Source organism: Variovorax sp. PAMC26660, from assembly GCF_014302995.1.
Lineage (GTDB): Bacteria > Pseudomonadota > Gammaproteobacteria > Burkholderiales > Burkholderiaceae_C > Variovorax.
Window position 1 is genome coordinate 989,030 of sequence record NZ_CP060295.1, and the last position, 15,205, is coordinate 1,004,234.

Annotated in this window: 16 protein-coding genes; 7 read left to right on the top strand and 9 right to left on the bottom strand. The window is 67.0% G+C overall.

The annotated features are described in order from the left end of the window. Positions 1 to 2: 2 nt before the first annotated feature. The 7 genes from H7F35_RS04645 to H7F35_RS04675 all read right to left on the bottom strand — a co-directional run bounded on the left by H7F35_RS04645 (position 3) and on the right by H7F35_RS04675 (position 4,997). Positions 3 to 485: a hypothetical protein gene (locus H7F35_RS04645; protein WP_187111791.1), complete on the bottom strand. Its 483-nt coding sequence runs from the start codon at positions 483 to 485 to the stop codon at positions 3 to 5. Between the two features lie 98 nt (positions 486 to 583). Next, complete coding sequence (locus H7F35_RS04650; RefSeq protein ID WP_187111792.1) at positions 584 to 1,378, bottom strand: phytanoyl-CoA dioxygenase family protein; 795 nt, start codon at positions 1,376 to 1,378, stop codon at positions 584 to 586. A 3-nt stretch (positions 1,379 to 1,381) separates the two neighbouring features. After that, positions 1,382 to 1,633, bottom strand: coding sequence for a hypothetical protein (locus tag H7F35_RS04655; protein ID WP_187111793.1), 252 nt, complete (start codon positions 1,631 to 1,633; stop codon positions 1,382 to 1,384). A gap of 60 nt (positions 1,634 to 1,693) precedes the next feature. Then, positions 1,694 to 2,383, bottom strand: a complete 690-nt coding sequence (locus tag H7F35_RS04660; RefSeq protein WP_187111794.1) for a YceH family protein — start codon at positions 2,381 to 2,383, stop codon at positions 1,694 to 1,696. 56 nt (positions 2,384 to 2,439) lie between these two features. Then, positions 2,440 to 3,141, bottom strand: a complete 702-nt coding sequence (locus H7F35_RS04665; protein ID WP_187111795.1) for a phosphodiester glycosidase family protein — start codon at positions 3,139 to 3,141, stop codon at positions 2,440 to 2,442. Between the two features lie 30 nt (positions 3,142 to 3,171). After that, a complete protein-coding gene (locus H7F35_RS04670; protein ID WP_187111796.1) occupies positions 3,172 to 4,203 on the bottom strand; it encodes an isocitrate/isopropylmalate dehydrogenase family protein in 1,032 nt (343 codons plus the stop codon). Between the two features lie 131 nt (positions 4,204 to 4,334). Further along, on the bottom strand, positions 4,335 to 4,997 hold the full coding sequence (locus H7F35_RS04675; RefSeq protein WP_187111797.1) for an LpxA family transferase: 663 nt from the start codon (positions 4,995 to 4,997) through the stop codon (positions 4,335 to 4,337). A 92-nt stretch (positions 4,998 to 5,089) separates the two neighbouring features. On the opposite strand from H7F35_RS04675, the gene metG reads away from it, so the two are divergent. Both metG and H7F35_RS04685 read left to right on the top strand, forming a co-directional pair. Beyond that, entirely contained in the window at positions 5,090 to 7,186 is a 2,097-nt protein-coding gene (metG, locus tag H7F35_RS04680) for a methionine--tRNA ligase (RefSeq protein WP_187111798.1), read from the top strand. 10 nt (positions 7,187 to 7,196) lie between these two features. After that, the gene (locus H7F35_RS04685; RefSeq protein ID WP_187111799.1) at positions 7,197 to 7,409 is read left to right on the top strand and encodes a hypothetical protein; all 213 of its coding nucleotides are present in this window, start codon (positions 7,197 to 7,199) and stop codon (positions 7,407 to 7,409) included. 16 nt (positions 7,410 to 7,425) lie between these two features. Here the strand turns inward: H7F35_RS04685 and H7F35_RS04690 are convergent, their stop codons facing one another. Further along, the gene (locus tag H7F35_RS04690) at positions 7,426 to 9,138 is read right to left on the bottom strand and encodes an enoyl-CoA hydratase-related protein (protein WP_187111800.1); all 1,713 of its coding nucleotides are present in this window, start codon (positions 9,136 to 9,138) and stop codon (positions 7,426 to 7,428) included. A gap of 146 nt (positions 9,139 to 9,284) precedes the next feature. Here H7F35_RS04690 and H7F35_RS04695 point away from each other — a divergent pair, with 146 nt between their 5' ends. Then, complete coding sequence (locus tag H7F35_RS04695) at positions 9,285 to 10,970, top strand: SulP family inorganic anion transporter (protein ID WP_187111801.1); 1,686 nt, start codon at positions 9,285 to 9,287, stop codon at positions 10,968 to 10,970. Here H7F35_RS04695 and H7F35_RS04700 read toward each other — a convergent pair. Further along, entirely contained in the window at positions 10,967 to 11,443 is a 477-nt protein-coding gene (locus tag H7F35_RS04700; RefSeq protein ID WP_187114142.1) for an outer membrane protein assembly factor BamE, read from the bottom strand. The two genes, H7F35_RS04695 and H7F35_RS04700, sit on opposite strands and share 4 nt — an antisense overlap. Before the next feature lie 69 nt (positions 11,444 to 11,512). Between H7F35_RS04700 and H7F35_RS04705 the strand changes: the two genes are divergently transcribed. The 4 genes from H7F35_RS04705 (at position 11,513) to panB (ending at position 15,202) form a co-directional block, all read left to right on the top strand. Continuing rightward, positions 11,513 to 11,719 (top strand): DUF3460 family protein, encoded by a 207-nt coding sequence (locus H7F35_RS04705; protein WP_187111802.1) that lies wholly within the window; start codon positions 11,513 to 11,515, stop codon positions 11,717 to 11,719. A gap of 75 nt (positions 11,720 to 11,794) precedes the next feature. After that, positions 11,795 to 12,631 (top strand): segregation and condensation protein A, encoded by an 837-nt coding sequence (locus H7F35_RS04710; RefSeq protein ID WP_187111803.1) that lies wholly within the window; start codon positions 11,795 to 11,797, stop codon positions 12,629 to 12,631. Between the two features lie 27 nt (positions 12,632 to 12,658). Further along, positions 12,659 to 14,230 carry an L-aspartate oxidase gene (gene nadB / locus H7F35_RS04715; RefSeq protein WP_187111804.1) on the top strand — a complete coding sequence of 524 codons (1,572 nt, stop codon included), beginning with the start codon at positions 12,659 to 12,661 and terminating at the stop codon, positions 14,228 to 14,230. 72 nt (positions 14,231 to 14,302) lie between these two features. Next, positions 14,303 to 15,202: a 3-methyl-2-oxobutanoate hydroxymethyltransferase gene (gene panB / locus H7F35_RS04720; protein ID WP_187111805.1), complete on the top strand. Its 900-nt coding sequence runs from the start codon at positions 14,303 to 14,305 to the stop codon at positions 15,200 to 15,202. The last annotated feature ends 3 nt before the right edge of the window (positions 15,203 to 15,205 follow it).

Here is a 15,205-nt window from a genome sequence, read left to right on the forward strand (position 1 = left end):
CCTTAACGGCCTTGCGCAGAAAGACCGGCACCTGCCGGCATCAGCATCGATCGCAGCAGCAGCGTCATCCCGCAGACGATGGGCGCCAGTGCCAGCAGACGGCCGGGCTCGAAGGCCAGTCCGGCCGCCGCGCCCACCGCGCAGCCGAGCTTGATCCAGGACGGCACCGCGTCCCACCCGCGCCGGTGCGCCAGGGCGAAGCCGGTCAGCGCGGCCCAGCCGAACAGCCCGCCGAACACCGAGAAGACCCAGCTCGACAGGTAATACACCGTGTCCATGTCCCGGAACGCGAGCGCCGTGCCCAGGCCGCGCCAAGTGTTGAGGTAACCATCGAACAGGAAGAACCCGGTGGCCGACGCGGCCCACCAGAAAAGCGCATAGAGACTCGCGATCCCAGCCAATGCGGCCAGCCCCGCGAGCGCACGCCGAGTGATGTCGTCGAAGGGCATGTGGTCGCGCCACGCTGCGATGTGTCCGTTGTCCATGGCCAGTGCTCCATTGGTGATGTCTGCAATGGGGTCCGACCTTAGGGATCGCGCGTGCGGTCAGCGTGAAGCCTGTGTGAAGTGCCGCGCGCCGATGTTCACGTCTGTTGCACGAGCGCCTGCTGAATCGCCGCTTCGACCGGACTGCGCATGGACACCGCACGGCCCGGGTCGAACGACCCCATGGGGAGCAGCGGCGGCTGGGCCATGAAGCGGGGCTGCGTGCCGCGATGCGGCTGAGCCGAGTGCACGAGAAACGGGTGGCAGAGGTAGACCGTGCCAGCGAGCCCCGTCGCCAACACCTCGGGCCGCCCAACCGATTCGGCAAAACCGTTGCGCGCCAGCTCCCCCAGTGAGCGGCCTTCCTCGCCAGCGGGAGCGAGCATCCTCGCGATGTCGAAATGGGAACCGGCACGGATGCGCGTCGGCGCGTCGTCTTCGCCCACATCCGAGAACAGGAACAACATCAGCAGCGCCCGGCCTTTTGAATGGATGTTGGCCCTCCATGCCATGAAGTCGGGGTTCTCCAGCCCGAAGCTCACGTCGATGTGCCAGCCGGCATCGCCCGGGTCTTCGTCCGAAGGAAAGCGTACGGGAAAGGTCCCCATGCTGCTGCACGGCTGCCACCGCCCGGCGCCGACCAGCAAGTCGAAGGCGTGGTGCAGAAGCGGTGTGTTGGCGGCATCGACAAAGGGCGGCTGCGGGTACATGCCGAGGCGAACGACCGGCCGCGTCCATGTCGACGGCTCGTCGGGGTTGCAGCCGGTATCGCGCCACAGGATCGCCAGGGCCTGATCGGCCAGTTCGCGAGGAAAAGCGTTGTCGATACGCAGGAATCCGTCGCGAATGAAGGCATCCGCACGCGCTTCGCTCAAAACCGCGCTGTCAGGCATCGCTTACGAAAGGAACTTGAAAAGCAGCACGACCGGCACCAACAGCACGACGCCGCCGAATATCAGGACGTCCAGCCGCGCGATGCCACCGAACATGAACAGCGGCACCCGTGCCGCAAATGCCCGAAGCTGATCCGCAGCACGATGACCCCGGGGAAGCAACGCGGCAATACCCAGCGAAACCACGATGAGAGTGACGCCCACCGCGATCAATGCCGCCATGCAAGTGAGGATGAACGAGAGCGGAGGTTTCATGTGCCGCGCAAGATACCCCAGCGTGCGCCCACCTGGCAAATCGCCACCCTCGACCCCATTTCAGCCCGCTTCAGAAATCCCCAGCTCCGAACACACACGTCCAACGAGCGCCTTCAGCGTTGCAAGCTCGGCTTCGAGCCGCGCCACGTTGGCCTTGAGCGCAGCCACTTCGCCGAGCGACACATCGTGCGCCGCATAGGACCCATCGGATGACGACGCGCCCCCCGGGCCCGCGATTTCCTCCGCCGGTGCACCGCTGAGCAGATGTGCCCAACGACTTTCGCGCGCGCCGGGCAGGCGGGCCAGCTTCACCACCAGCGCACCGGCCGGTCGCTCCGCAAGCTCTTCGAGGAAGCCTTCGACCGACGAGATGTCGGCGAAGTTGTGCATGCGGTCGCAGGCGATGCGCAGTTCGCCCGCCGTCTGTGGCCCGCGCAGCATCAGTACCGTGAGCAGGATGACCGACTGCGACGGGATGCGCAGCACCCGGTCGGTGTTGTGCTCATAGCGAAACGCGCGCCCGCCGCTGGTTTCCGCGACAAGGCTGTAGCCCTTCAGGCTGTCGATGGCGGCCTGCACCTGCGACTCAGTGAGTTCGAGCACGGGGTTGCGGCTGGTCTTCTGGTTGCAACCCGACACCAGCGAGTTGAGCGTGAGCGGGTAGCTGTCGGGCACGGTGCGCTGCTTTTCCGCCAGCACGCCGAGGACACGGGTTTCGAGAAGGGACAGGATGGGCAGCGGTGTAGACATGGCTCAACGACGATCGAAAGTGAAAACGCAAAGAGGCTGGTGAGGGCTTGACGGGTTCAAGGCGACACCACGGCCAGTATCGGTCCCAGCTCGCGCACGAAATCGCTGCGGTGCAACGCGGGCGAACGCAGGGCCGAGACGGTGCCGTCGAGGTACAGGGCATCGCGGCAATGGAGCACGTCGCGGAAGTAGAGCGCGAACTCGTGGAAATTCACCGGCGTCTCGCTGATGACGAAGACCGCCACATGGCCCGACACGCCCACGCCGTTGCGGATCTTGCGCGAGTCCGAATGCGGGATGAGCGCGGGATGCAGCACGCCATGGCGCAGCAGCAGCGGCCCCGATTGCGTGGCCAGCCGCACGCCCTTGGCCAGCGCCGGGTATTCCGACGACTCGACCACGCGCGGGCCTGCGTCCGACACCAGGAACACGCCATTGGGCTTGAGGAAGAAGTTGCCGGCGCCGCTGTCCAGGTTGAGCGGCGCCTCTTCGCGGCCATCGCGCACCAGCAGGCCGACCGGCGCGAAGTCCGCGTGGTACATGCCGGCGTTCATGGCAAAGCCGAGCTGCCGGTGCTGCGCCTTCAGCCAGGCGTCGAGCCGGTCGAAGCGCTTGAACGCGACGCCGGTGTCGTCGTTCAGGAACAGCTCGAGCTTCTCGGTGCGAAGGTCAACCTTTACCACTGTGTAGCGCGGGTCCGCCGCAGCGGACGAAAAGCTCGCGAAGAGAACGGCCAGCGCGAGCAGCAGCTTTTTCATGAAGCGTGTGCGAGCCCTGCGCCCCGCGTATCAACCGCCCGCGATGCGGCTGACCAGCGCCTTGGTGAAAGCCGCCGTGCCCGCCGTGCCGCCCAGGTCACCGGTACGGACCTTGTCGATGTTCAGCGTCTCGTCGATGGCCTTGCGCAGGCGCGTGGCCAGCTCGGGCAGCTTGACATGGTCGAGCATGAGCGCGGCGGCCAGCAGCAGCGCGGTGGGGTTGGCAATGCCCTTGCCGGCGATGTCGGGCGCGGAGCCGTGCACCGCCTCGAAGATCGCGGCATCGGCGCCGATGTTGGCGCCGGGCGCCATGCCCAGGCCGCCGACCAATCCGGCCACGAGGTCGGACAGGATGTCGCCGAACAGGTTGGTCGTGACCAGCATGTCGAACTGCCAGGGATTGAGCACCAGCTTCATCGCGCAGGCGTCGATGATGACCGTGTCGAGCTCGAACTTGCCTTTGTACTTCTTCTCGTAGAGGTCCAGGCCGGTCTCCAGGAAGATGCCCGTGAGCGCCTTCATGATGTTGGCCTTGTGCACGATCGTGACCTTCTTGCGGCCCGTGTCCACGGCCGTCTGGAAGGCGTAGTCGAGCAGGCGGCGGCTGCCCTGGCGCGTGTTGATGCCGGTGGCCATGGCCACGGCGTGCGGATCGCCATCGATGGGCACATAGTGCTCGTGGCCGATGTAGAGGCCTTCGAGGTTTTCGCGCACGACCACGAGGTCGATCTTGTCGAAGCGGCCGCCGGGAATGATGGTGAGCGCGGGGCGCAGGTTGGCGTAAAGCTGGAACTCTTCGCGCAGCCGCACGTTCGACGAGCGGTAGCCGCCGCCCGATGGCGTCTCCAGCGGGCCCTTCAGGGCCAGGCGGGTGCGGCGGATGCTGTCCAGCGTGGCAACGGGCAGCGGATCACCCGCAGCCACCACGCCGCCGAGGCCGGCGATCTGGCGGTCCCACACGAAGGGCGCCTTCAGCGCGTCGAGCGCGGCCAGGGTGGCGTCGACGATTTCAGGGCCGATGCCGTCGCCGGGAATCAGGGTTGCGGGGATGGGGGTGGTCATGGAAGCGCCCTTGTGAGGTAGATGAGGTGTCGCGGCCGGTTCGGCGCGAAGGCTGGAGAATAACGCCGCCCTCCGCTACCCAACGAGCTTCAGGGTCGCTCCAAAGGGTCATGGTTGAGGAAGTGCGTGGTTCATGGTGTGGCGTTGCCGGCCCGGGCCCCTTGGGCGTCTTGCTCCTGGTCGAGCAGCGTCGCGCGGCCCACGACATACCCCGGCGCAAGCAGCGCGCCAGGCGCGACGACCGCATTGGCGCCGATGCGCACGCCGTCGCCCATCAGCGCACCGAACTTCTCGCAGCCCGAGGGCTGCAACGTGCCGCCCTCGCCGCTTCGCACGCGGATGTTCTTGTCGGCGCGCTCGTTGCGGTGGTTGCAGACGATGCTGCCGGCTTCGAGGTTGACGCCGGCGCCCAGCACCGAATCGCCCACGAAGTTGAAATGCGCGAGCGCCGTGCCCGCGAACACGAAAGACGACTTCAGCTCGACGCCCGGCCCGATGCTGCAGTTTGCATCGACCCAGTTGCCGCCGCGCAGGTAAGCGCCCGTGGCCACGAAACAGCCGGCGCCGAGGATCAGCGGCCCCTTGAGCACGGCGCCGGGCTCGATGCGGGCGCTGCGATGGATGGCAATGTCGCCTTCGATGGCGTATTCGCCGGCGGGCAGCGCCGCCAGCAATTCGCGCACGATCGCATTCGCCTGCATCGGCAGTTCCCAGGGAAGACAGGCACCCCATCGCGCCAGGGGCGACGTGGCAAATCCGACGACGTAGGCATGGAGGTCGATGGCGTGCGGCATGGGGTGATGCTGCCAGCAAACACGCAGACGGACGCCGCCACCTAAAATGCCCGGTTCCCGCAAGTCCGTCACTCCCGAAAGCGCCCTCCCCGATGTCCGCCCCGCGCAAGCTCTTCGTTACCACCGCCCTGCCGTATGCCAACGGCAAGTTCCATATCGGCCACATGATGGAATACATCCAGGCCGACATCTGGGTGCGGAACCAGCGAATGAATGGCGCCGACGTCAACTTCGTCTGCGCCGACGACGCGCACGGCGCGGCCATCACGATCGCGGCCGACAAGGCCGGTGTGACGCCGCAGTCCTTCGTGGCCGAGATCGCGGCGGGCCGCAAGCCCTACCTCGACGGCTACTACATCTCGTTCGACAACTGGCACTCGACCGATGCGCCCGAGAACCACCAGCTCGCGCAGGACATCTACCGCGACCTGCGCGCCAACGGCCTGATTGCCACCAAGAGCGTCGAGCAGTTCTACGACCCTGAAAAGGGCATGTTCCTGGCCGACCGCTTCATCAAGGGCGAGTGCCCCAACTGCCACTCGAAGGACCAGTACGGCGACAACTGCGAGGTGTGCGGTGCCGTGTACGCGCCCACCGAGCTGATCAACCCCTACTCGGCCCTGTCGGGCGCCAAGCCCGAGCTGCGCAGTTCGGAGCATTTCTTCTTCAAGCTGTCGGACCCGCGCTGCGAGGCCTTCCTGAAGGAATGGACCGCCACGCTCGGCCACGTGCAGTCCGAGGTGCAGAACAAGATCCGCGAATGGCTCTACAAGGACGATGAAGGCAAGGGCGGCCTGGGCGACTGGGACATCAGCCGCGACGCGCCCTACTTCGGCATCGAGATTCCCGATGCGCCGGGCAAGTACTTCTACGTGTGGCTCGACGCACCCGTGGGCTACCTCGCCTCGCTGAAAAACCTGCTCGACAAGCGCTGCATCGAACTGGGCGGCGACGGCATCTCGTACACCGAGTACATGGCCGACCCCGACCTGGAGCAGGTGCACTTCATCGGCAAGGACATCATCACCTTCCACACGCTGTTCTGGCCCGCGATGCTGCACTTCAGCGGCCGCAAGGCGCCCGATGCCATCTACGTGCACGGGCACCTGACAGTGAGCGGCGAGAAGATGAGCAAGAGCCGCGGCACCGGCATCGACCCGCTCAAGTACCTGTCGATCGGGCTCGATCCCGAATGGCTGCGCTACTACATCGCAGCCAAGCTCAACGGCCGCAACGAGGACATCGACTTCAACCCCGAGGACTTCGTCGCGCGCGTCAACAGCGACCTCGTGGGCAAGTACATCAACATCGCCAGCCGTGCGGCGGGGTTTATCGGCAAGCGCTTCGGTGGCCAACTGGGCGAAGTGTCGGCCGACGGCGACGCACTGCTGTTCGCGCTGCGCGACGCGGCAACCCAGATCCATTCGCTGTACGACGGCCGCGACTACGCCCGTGCGCTGCGCGAGGTGATGGCGCTGGCCGACAAGGTGAACGAATACGTCGACCAGAACAAGCCCTGGGAGCTGGCCAAGAAGGAAGGCGCCGAGGCCCGCCTGCACGACGTGTGCACGGTGTGTATCGAAGCCTTCCGCCTGCTTACGCTGTACCTGAAGCCGGTGCTGCCGGCTCTGGCGGTGAATGTCGAAGCCTTCCTGAAGATTTCACCGCTCGTCTGGGGCGACGCCGCACAGGCGCTGCCCGCCGGCCACGCCATCGGCGACTACAAGCACCTGATGCAGCGTGCCGATGCCAAGGTGGTCGACAAGCTGTTCGATGCGCCCGAGCCTGCCGCTGCCGCGCCGGTCGTCGTGGAAGCACAGGAACTGCCGGGCGGCGAAGCCATCGCGCCCACCATCACCATCGACGACTTCGTGAAGATCGATCTGCGCATCGCGAAGATCGTGAATTGCGAGAAGGTCGAAGGCTCGACCAAGCTGCTGCGCCTGACGCTGGATGCCGGCGAGGGCAAGACCCGCAACGTGTTCAGCGGCATCGCCTCGGCCTACCAGCCGGAACAACTCGTGGGCAAGCTCACGGTGCTGGTCGCCAACCTCGCGCCGCGCAAGATGAAGTTCGGCGTGAGCGAGGGCATGGTGCTGGCCGCGAGCCATGGCGACGAGAAAGCCAATCCGGGCATTCACGTGCTCGAACCGTGGCCAGGTGCAACACCGGGCATGCGGGTTCGCTGAGCGTTACGCCATGCAGCGCCGCTCGCCCCTGCTGTTGATCGCGATCCTGTCGCTTGCGGTGGCAACGCTCGGCGGCTGCGCAGTGGTGAGTGTGGCGGGCACTGCGGTGAGCGTGGGTGCCAGCGCCGTCGGGCTGGCAGCCGACGCGGCCATCGGCACCGTGCGCATCACCGGCAAGGCCGTGGGTGCCGCGGCCGATGCGGTGATTCCCGACAGCCAGTAAGCCACCCAGCAGAGGCTCAGTCCGCCAAGCCCAGCCGGGCGACGTGCGGCGGCGTGTGCAGCGCCTTTTCCTTGCGCACGAAGGCGGATCGCAACGCGCGATGCGGCTCGCTCGCGTCGAAGAAATTGCGGCGCATGTGCGCCAGTTCTTCATCGCGGTATTGCTGCAGCGGCTTCGCTGATTCGCCCTGCGCTCGCGCCGCTTTCTTTTTCTCGATGCGCGCGGCCAGGTCGGGTGAGGCGGCCAGTTGCGCGGCCAGCCGGGCCACTTCATCGCCCAGTTCTTCCGGTGCGGCTTGCAGCACACGTTCGGCCATGCCGAGTTCGACAGCTCGCTTCGCGCTCACGGGCAAAGCCGATTGGATGAGGCGCTGCGCCTCGCTCTCGCCCACGCGGCGCGGCAGGGTGTAGGTCCAGTATTCGGAGCCGTGCAGGCCCATCAGCGTGTAGTGCGGGTTGAGCACGGCGCCATCGCGGCACCAGACCTCGTCCGCCGCCAGCGCGAGCATCACGCCGCCCGCGGCCGCATTGCCGCCCAGTGCGGACACGGTGAGCCGGTCGGTGGTGGTGAGCACCGCTTCGACCAGGTCGTTCATCGCGTGGATGTTGGCCCACGATTCCTCGGCCGGATCGTCGGCCGCCTCGATCACGTTGAGATGGATGCCGTTGGAGAAGAAATCGCGCATGCCGCCCAGCACCAGCACCGAGGTCGGGCGCGTCTTCGCGAAGCGGTAGGCCTCCAGCAGGCGCCGGCATTGCACGGTGCTCATCGCGCCACCGGGGAATGAAAAGTTCAGCACGCCGACCGCGCCGTTCTCGCTGTAGCGGATGTCGGTCCAGGTACGCCGGTCGGCGGGCAATTGCAGCGGTACCGGCACTTCGGGCACCTCGAAGGGAAGCAGGTCACCGAGCGCCTCGACGGCCGACAGCTTGTAGCTGGGAAGCGCCGAACCGGGCTCGCGCCAGGGGCGCAGTTGCGAGATCCACACCGCGCCATCGACGGTCGCACGGCAGATGGCGCCGGCACGGCAGGCAATCAGTGCACCGGGCACGCCGCGCAATTCATCCTCGGGGTGGCCGCCGTGCAGGTACCACTTCTCGCCGAGCAGTTCGTCGAGCACGCCGGGTTGCGAATCGGCTGCGCGCAACTGGCGCAGCACCGATTCGGTCGATTGCGTGGCCCAGTCGATGCGGCGTTCGGCCTGCTTCATGAACGGGCGCCAGCCGGTGGCAAGGTCCGCGGCCTTCTGCCGCTTGGGCTTGTATTTGCCGGAGGCGAAGCGTTCCACGGCCAGCAGCACCGCGTCGATGGCGGCATCGGCCACCTCGCCGCGATAAAGGTCGCTCTTGCCGGCCAGCGGCGGCACCTTCAGCGGCGACCAGGCCCAGACATCGCCCGCGTCCATTTCGGCGACGGCTTCGAGCACCGTCACGCCCCAGCTTTCCACGCCGCCCTGCAGCGTCCAGTCGAGCGACGACGGGCCCCGGTCGCCCGGTGGGCCGGGGTGGACGATCAGGCAGGTGTGGGCGGTCCAGACGTCCTCGGGGATCGCGGTGGTCAGCATCGGCGCCACGATGAGCTGGGGCGAATGCCGGCGGACGGCTTCGCGCAGGGCGTCGTCATTGCCCAGGGCCAGTTCCACGCCGACGGTGTGGCCGCGGTCCTGGAGTTCGGCCAGAACCCGTTGCGTCAGGCTGTTGAACGCGCTTGCGACAAGCAGGATGTGCATCGGGACGCCCTTGGTAATGTTGGTGTCTAAATGTCAATTAATGTCAAAAATGTATCTGGATCTTCCGTTTCGGATAAGTTGATCGAAAGTTCGCATGAAGGGTTGCTGAGAGGGCCCTCGGGGCGCGCAGGCCACAATGACCGCCCATGCAATCGCCGTTGAACATCACCCGCTTCCGTCCACGCCTGATGGACGCGCTTGCCGGTTACAACCGCGAACGCTTTTTCAAGGACCTGGGTGCGGGCGCCACAGTCGGCATCGTGGCGCTGCCGCTGGCGATGGCCTTTGCCATCGCGTCGGGGCTGAAGCCCGAGGCGGGCATCTGGACGGCGATCATCGCGGGCTTCCTGATCTCGCTGCTGGGCGGCTCGGCAGTGCAGATCGGCGGGCCGGCCGGCGCCTTCATCGTGATCGTCTACGGCATCGTCGAGCGCTATGGCGTGGCGAACCTGCTGATCTCGACCGCCTGCGCGGGTGTGCTGCTGTTCATGGCGGGGCTGTTCGGGCTGGGGCGGCTGGTGCGCTTCGTGCCGCTGTCGATCGTGGTGGGCTTCACCAACGGCATTGCGGTGCTGATCCTGCTGTCGCAGTTGAAGGACCTGCTGGGGCTGTCGGTGGCGAAGATGCCGGCGGACGTGTTCTCGCAACTGCATGCAATGGCACTGCAGATCGGCACCTTCAACCCCTATGCCTTCGCGCTCGGGGTGGTGTGCGTGGCCGGCCTGCTGGTGTGGCCGCTGCTGCTGCGCGTCGAGTCGAAGGTGGGCCATGCGGTGCATCGCGTGGTGGGCCGGGTGGCGCGCTCCCGCGCGGTGCAGGCGGGTGCGCGCCTGCCGGGGCCGATCGTCGCGCTGGTCACGCTCACGCTGGTGTCCTACGGCTTCGAGCTGCCGGTGGAAACCATCGGCACGCGCTTCGGCGGCATTCCCGAAGGCGTGCCGGCCTTTGCGCTGCCCGACTTCTCATGGGAGACGGTCAAGCAGCTCGTGACGCCGACGCTGACCATCGCGCTGCTCGGCGCCATCGAGTCGCGGCTGTGCGCGCGCGTGGCGGACCAGATCAGCGGCCAGCCGCGCCACGACCCGAACCAGGAGCTGATGGCACAAGGCATCGCGAACATCGTCACACCCTTCTTCGGCGGCATGCCGGCCACCGGCACCATCGCGCGCACGGTGACCAACATCCGCTCGGGCGGCAATTCACCGATCGCGGGCATCGTGCATGCGATCACGCTGCTGGTCGTGGTGCTGCTGGCGGCGCCGCTCGCGCGCCATGTGCCGCTGGCGGTGCTGGCGGGCATCCTGGTGTTCGTGGGGCTGAACATGGGCGAGTGGCGCGAATTCACGCCGGGCCAGTTGCGCCACTTCAGCCGGCACTACCGGCTGCTGATGCTGGGCACCTTCTTCCTGACGGTCGTGTTCGACCTGACGGTGGCGGTGCAGGTGGGCATCGTGCTGGCGTGCGCGCTGTTCATCCGGCGCATGAGCGGCCTCTTCAGCGTCGAGCTGGTGACGCTGCAGCCGCCGGTGCTGACCTACCGGATCTACGGCGCGCTGTTCTTCGGTGCGGCCGCCAAGCTCGACGAGGCGGTGAACGCGGCCGAGCGCGCGCCGCGCGGCATGACGGTGGTGCTGGACGCCACGCACCTGATCTACCTGGATGCCACGGGGATCGATGCGTTGCGGCAGTTGCACCGGGCGGTGCTGGCGCGCGACGGGCTGCTGCGCGTGGAGTCGCTGCAACCGCAGCCGCGCGAGGTGATCGAGCGCTCGGGCTTCGCGGCGGAGCTGGTGGCCGGCCGGCCGGGAGCGCCGCCAGCGGAAGAAAGCTAAGGCGCTTCGGTGCCGCGATCGGGCGAGGAGCCGCTGCGCAGCACGCGCTGGTCGTCGTTCAGCGTGGCAGTGAACACCATTGGTGAATTCGGCGGCTGCACCCAGCGCCATTCCCATTCGGTCTCGCGCTTGAGCGCATAGGGCGTGACCTTGGCAGGCTTGCCGAGCAGCTTGCGCAGTTCTTCCATCGGCATGCCGGGCTGCACTTTGGCGAAGTTCTCGGGCGTGAGCACCTGTCGCAGCGCGCTCATCTTGCCGTCAGCGCCGATGGTGATCATGTAGTTCTTCTGGCCCTGGGGCTGGCGGTTGTACTCGAACACGCGGCCCCTGTTCGGGGCGTCCCAGACGTTCTCGGGTTCGCCGAACCGGGCGCGCACATCGGCCTCGGTCGACACGCCTTCTTCAAGCTCGCTGATGTTCTTGCGGTCGCAGCCTGCGAGGCCGATCACCACCGCCAAAAGCCCCGTTGCCATGCCGATCTGCCACAGTCGCCGTTGCCTCATGCCGTCCCCGGTAAAATTCGCGCCATAAAGGTTCAGTCTATGTCCATCTTCAACCGCCCCCACTACTCTTCCGAGATCACCAATTTCATCGAGGAGATGAAAGAAAAGAAGCCGACGCTGGAAGCCGAACAGCGCGCCGGCCGCGCCCTGCTGTGGGACAAGAACCTCGACCGCGGCCTGCTGGAGGAATACAGCGAAGCCCGCGTGCCGATGCAGCCGTACGTCTACCAGACCCAGGCCAAGTAATCCGGCAATGCCGAATCGGCATCTGACGCCCGTCCGCATTGCGCATGCCGCTATTAAAAAGATAGTGATCATTCGATGAGCAGCGACGAGGACAACGGCAGGCTGGTGGTCGCCATGCCCGATGTGGTCGACCAGGTCGCGCTCGCGAGGCTCTATGGCGAGCCGCTGTTCGCGATGCCGAAGGACCTGTACATCCCGCCCGAGGCGTTGCAGGTGTTCCTGGAGGCCTTCGAAGGCCCGCTGGACTTGCTGCTCTACCTGATCCGCAAGCAGAACTTCAACATCCTCGACATCCCGATGGCGGGGCTCACGCGGCAGTACCTGAGCTACGTCGACGAAATCCGCCAAACGAACCTCGAACTCGCGGCCGAGTACCTGCTGATGGCCGCGATGCTGATCGAGATCAAGTCGCGCATGCTGCTGCCGCCCAAGAAGGTGGCCGACGGCGAAGAGGCCGAAGACCCGCGCGCCGAACTGGTTCGCCGCCTGATGGAGTACGAGCAGACCAAGCTGCAGGCCGCCGCCATCAGCGCCCTGCCGACCTACGGCCGCGACTTCTGGAAGGGGCAGGTCTACATCGAGCAATCGCTCAAGCCGCGCTTTCCCGATGTGGACGTGATCGAGCTGCGCGACGCGTGGGCCGACATCATGAAGCGCGCCAAGCTCGTGCAGCACCACAAGATCTCGCGCGAAGAGCTCAACGTGCGCGAGCACATGAGCATCGTGCTGCGCCACCTGCAGGGGCAGCGCTTCGTCGAATTCGAGAAGCTGTTCGACGTGTCGCGCGGCGCGCCGGTGCTGATCGTCACCTTCATCGCGATGCTCGAGCTGGCGAAGGAAACGCTGATCGACATCACCCAGGCCGAAGCCTTCGCCCCCATCTACGTGCGGCTGGCCTACTCGCCGGCCTGACCCCCTCCCTACTTCGAGAATTCCGCCGTGCACGACTTCGACGTCCTCATCGTCGGCAGCGGCCTCGCTGGCCTCTCCGCCGCGCTGCTGCTGGCCCCCACGCACCGCGTGGCCGTGCTGACCAAGCGCGCGCTGAACGACGGCTCCAGCGCCTGGGCGCAGGGCGGCATTGCCGCGGTGCTGGCGGCGGGCGACAGCTTCGACGCGCATGTCGAAGACACGCTGGTGGCCGGCGCCGGCCTGTGCGACCCCGAGGCCACGCGCTTCGTGGTCGAGCACGCACCCGAAGCCATCGGCTGGCTGCGCGAGCTGGGCGTGCCCTTTTCCGAAGAAGGCGGCGGCCTGCACCTGACACGCGAAGGCGGCCACAGCCAGCGCCGCATCGTGCACGTGACCGACGCCACCGGCGCGGCCGTGCAGCAGGTGCTGATCGAGCGGGTGCGCCGCACGCCGAACATCACGCTGTTCGAGCACCACACGCTGGTCGACCTGGTCACCGGCACCAAGCTCGGCCTGAACGACCCGGCCTGCGTGGGCCTCTATGCGCTGGACGACGCCACCGACGAGGTGCTGAGCTTCCGCGCGCCGCACACCATCCTGGCGACGGGCGGCGCGGGCAAGGTGTACCTGTACACAACGAATCCCGACACGGCCACCGGCGACGGCATTGCCGCAGCCTGGCGCGCCGGCTGCCGGGTGTCGAACATGGAGTTCATCCAGTTCCACCCGACCTGCCTTTACCACCCGCATGCCAAGTCCTTCCTGATCAGCGAAGCGGTGCGCGGCGAAGGCGGCCTGCTGAAGTTGCCCGACGGCACGCGCTTCATGCCCAAGCATGACGAGCGCGCCGAACTCGCGCCGCGCGACGTGGTGGCACGCGCCATCGACTTCGAGATGAAGAAGCACGGGCTCGATTGCGTGTACCTCGACATCTCGCACCAGCCCGCCGCGTTCCTGCAAGAGCACTTCCCCAACATCCTGGCGCGCTGCGCCGAGCTGGGCATCGACATCACGCGCGAGCCGATTCCGGTGGTGCCGGCCGCGCACTACACCTGTGGCGGTGTGCTGAGCGACCTGAGCGGCCGCACCGACGTGCCGGGCCTCTACGCCATCGGCGAAACCGCCTGCACCGGGCTGCACGGTGCCAACCGGCTGGCCAGCAATTCGCTGGTCGAGTGCATGGTGTTCGCACGCGCCGCGGCAACGGCCATTGCCGAAGCGCCCGCGCATCGCACCGCCGCGCTGCCGGCCTGGGACGACAGCCGCGTCACCGACGCCGACGAGTCCGTCGTCATCTCGCATAACTGGGACGAGCTGCGCCGCTTCATGTGGGACTACGTGGGCATCGTGCGCACCAACAAGCGGCTGGAGCGCGCGAGCCATCGCATCGCGCTGCTGCAGGCCGAGATCCAGGAGTTCTATGCGAACTTCCACGTCACGCGCGACCTGCTGGAGTTGCGCAACCTCGTGCAGGTGGCCGAGCTGATCGTGCGCTCGGCCCAGGCACGCCACGAAAGCCGCGGGCTGCATTTCAGCCGCGACTACCCTTCGCTCGCCGAGCCCACCGCACCGACCGTCCTGGTGCCGCCGGCCGGCTGACGACCCACCCGCTTTCATCTTCTGTCACCCAAGGATGCCCGGCCACCGACGCCCGCAGGGAGAAACCCAACCATGTCGACCACCACAGCCACCGCCCTCCACACCGCCCCGCCGGCCTCGCCCTACGGCACGCTGCCACCGGCCTCACCGCCCGCGTCGCGCAAGCCGGTCAGCCTGCCGCGCCTGGCCGACATGCATGCGCGCGGCGAGAAGATCGCGATGCTGACCGCCTACGACGCCACCTTCGCGGCCATGGCCGATGCGGCGGGCATCGACTGCCTGCTGGTCGGCGATTCGCTCGGCATGGTCTGCCAGGGCCTGAGCAGCACCGTGGGCGTGAGCCTGGACACCATGCGCTATCACACTGACAGCGTCTCGCGTGGCCTGCGCCGCGTGCAGGGCACAGCCTGGCTGATTGCCGACCTGCCCTTCGGCAGCTACCAGGAATCGCGCGAACAGGCGCTGCGCAGCGCCACGGTGCTGATGCAGGCCGGCGCCCACATGGTCAAGCTCGAAGGCGGCGGCTGGACCACCGAGACGGTTCGCTTCCTGGTCGAGCGCGGCATCCCCGTGTGCGCGCACCTGGGCCTGACGCCGCAGACGGTGCATGCGCTGGGCGGCTACCGCGTGCAGGGCAAGGGCGATGAAGCCGCCGCCCTGCTCAAGCAGCAGGCCCATGCCCTGCAGGACGCGGGCGCGACGATGCTCGTGCTGGAGATGGTGCCGGCCGCGCTGGCCGCCCAACTCACGACCGAACTGACGCACTGCGCCACCATCGGCATCGGTGCCGGCAAGGCCACCGCCGGCCAGGTGCTGGTGTTGCACGACATGCTGGGCATCAACCTCGGCCGCATGCCGAAGTTCGTGCGCAACTTCATGGCCGATTCTTCGAGCATCGCGCAGGCGCTTCAGACCTACGTGCATGCGGTGAAGGACGGCAGCTTTCCCGACGATCAACTTCACGCCTGGTAAGGA

Bases quoted from the DNA above. Each gene is read 5' to 3' on its own strand.
- H7F35_RS04645 (WP_187111791.1), bottom strand. From the start codon at position 485: ATGGACAACGGACACATCGCAGCGTGGCGCGACCACATGCCCTTCGAC.
- H7F35_RS04650 (WP_187111792.1), bottom strand. From the start codon at position 1,378: ATGCCTGACAGCGCGGTTTTGAGCGAAGCGCGTGCGGATGCCTTCATT.
- H7F35_RS04655 (WP_187111793.1), bottom strand. From the start codon at position 1,633: ATGAAACCTCCGCTCTCGTTCATCCTCACTTGCATGGCGGCATTGATC.
- H7F35_RS04660 (WP_187111794.1), bottom strand. From the start codon at position 2,383: ATGTCTACACCGCTGCCCATCCTGTCCCTTCTCGAAACCCGTGTCCTC.
- H7F35_RS04665 (WP_187111795.1), bottom strand. From the start codon at position 3,141: ATGAAAAAGCTGCTGCTCGCGCTGGCCGTTCTCTTCGCGAGCTTTTCG.
- H7F35_RS04670 (WP_187111796.1), bottom strand. From the start codon at position 4,203: ATGACCACCCCCATCCCCGCAACCCTGATTCCCGGCGACGGCATCGGC.
- H7F35_RS04675 (WP_187111797.1), bottom strand. From the start codon at position 4,997: ATGCCGCACGCCATCGACCTCCATGCCTACGTCGTCGGATTTGCCACG.
- metG (WP_187111798.1), top strand. From the start codon at position 5,090: ATGTCCGCCCCGCGCAAGCTCTTCGTTACCACCGCCCTGCCGTATGCC.
- H7F35_RS04685 (WP_187111799.1), top strand. From the start codon at position 7,197: ATGCAGCGCCGCTCGCCCCTGCTGTTGATCGCGATCCTGTCGCTTGCG.
- H7F35_RS04690 (WP_187111800.1), bottom strand. From the start codon at position 9,138: ATGCACATCCTGCTTGTCGCAAGCGCGTTCAACAGCCTGACGCAACGG.
- H7F35_RS04695 (WP_187111801.1), top strand. From the start codon at position 9,285: ATGCAATCGCCGTTGAACATCACCCGCTTCCGTCCACGCCTGATGGAC.
- H7F35_RS04700 (WP_187114142.1), bottom strand. From the start codon at position 11,443: ATGGCAACGGGGCTTTTGGCGGTGGTGATCGGCCTCGCAGGCTGCGAC.
- H7F35_RS04705 (WP_187111802.1), top strand. From the start codon at position 11,513: ATGTCCATCTTCAACCGCCCCCACTACTCTTCCGAGATCACCAATTTC.
- H7F35_RS04710 (WP_187111803.1), top strand. From the start codon at position 11,795: ATGAGCAGCGACGAGGACAACGGCAGGCTGGTGGTCGCCATGCCCGAT.
- panB (WP_187111805.1), top strand. From the start codon at position 14,303: ATGTCGACCACCACAGCCACCGCCCTCCACACCGCCCCGCCGGCCTCG.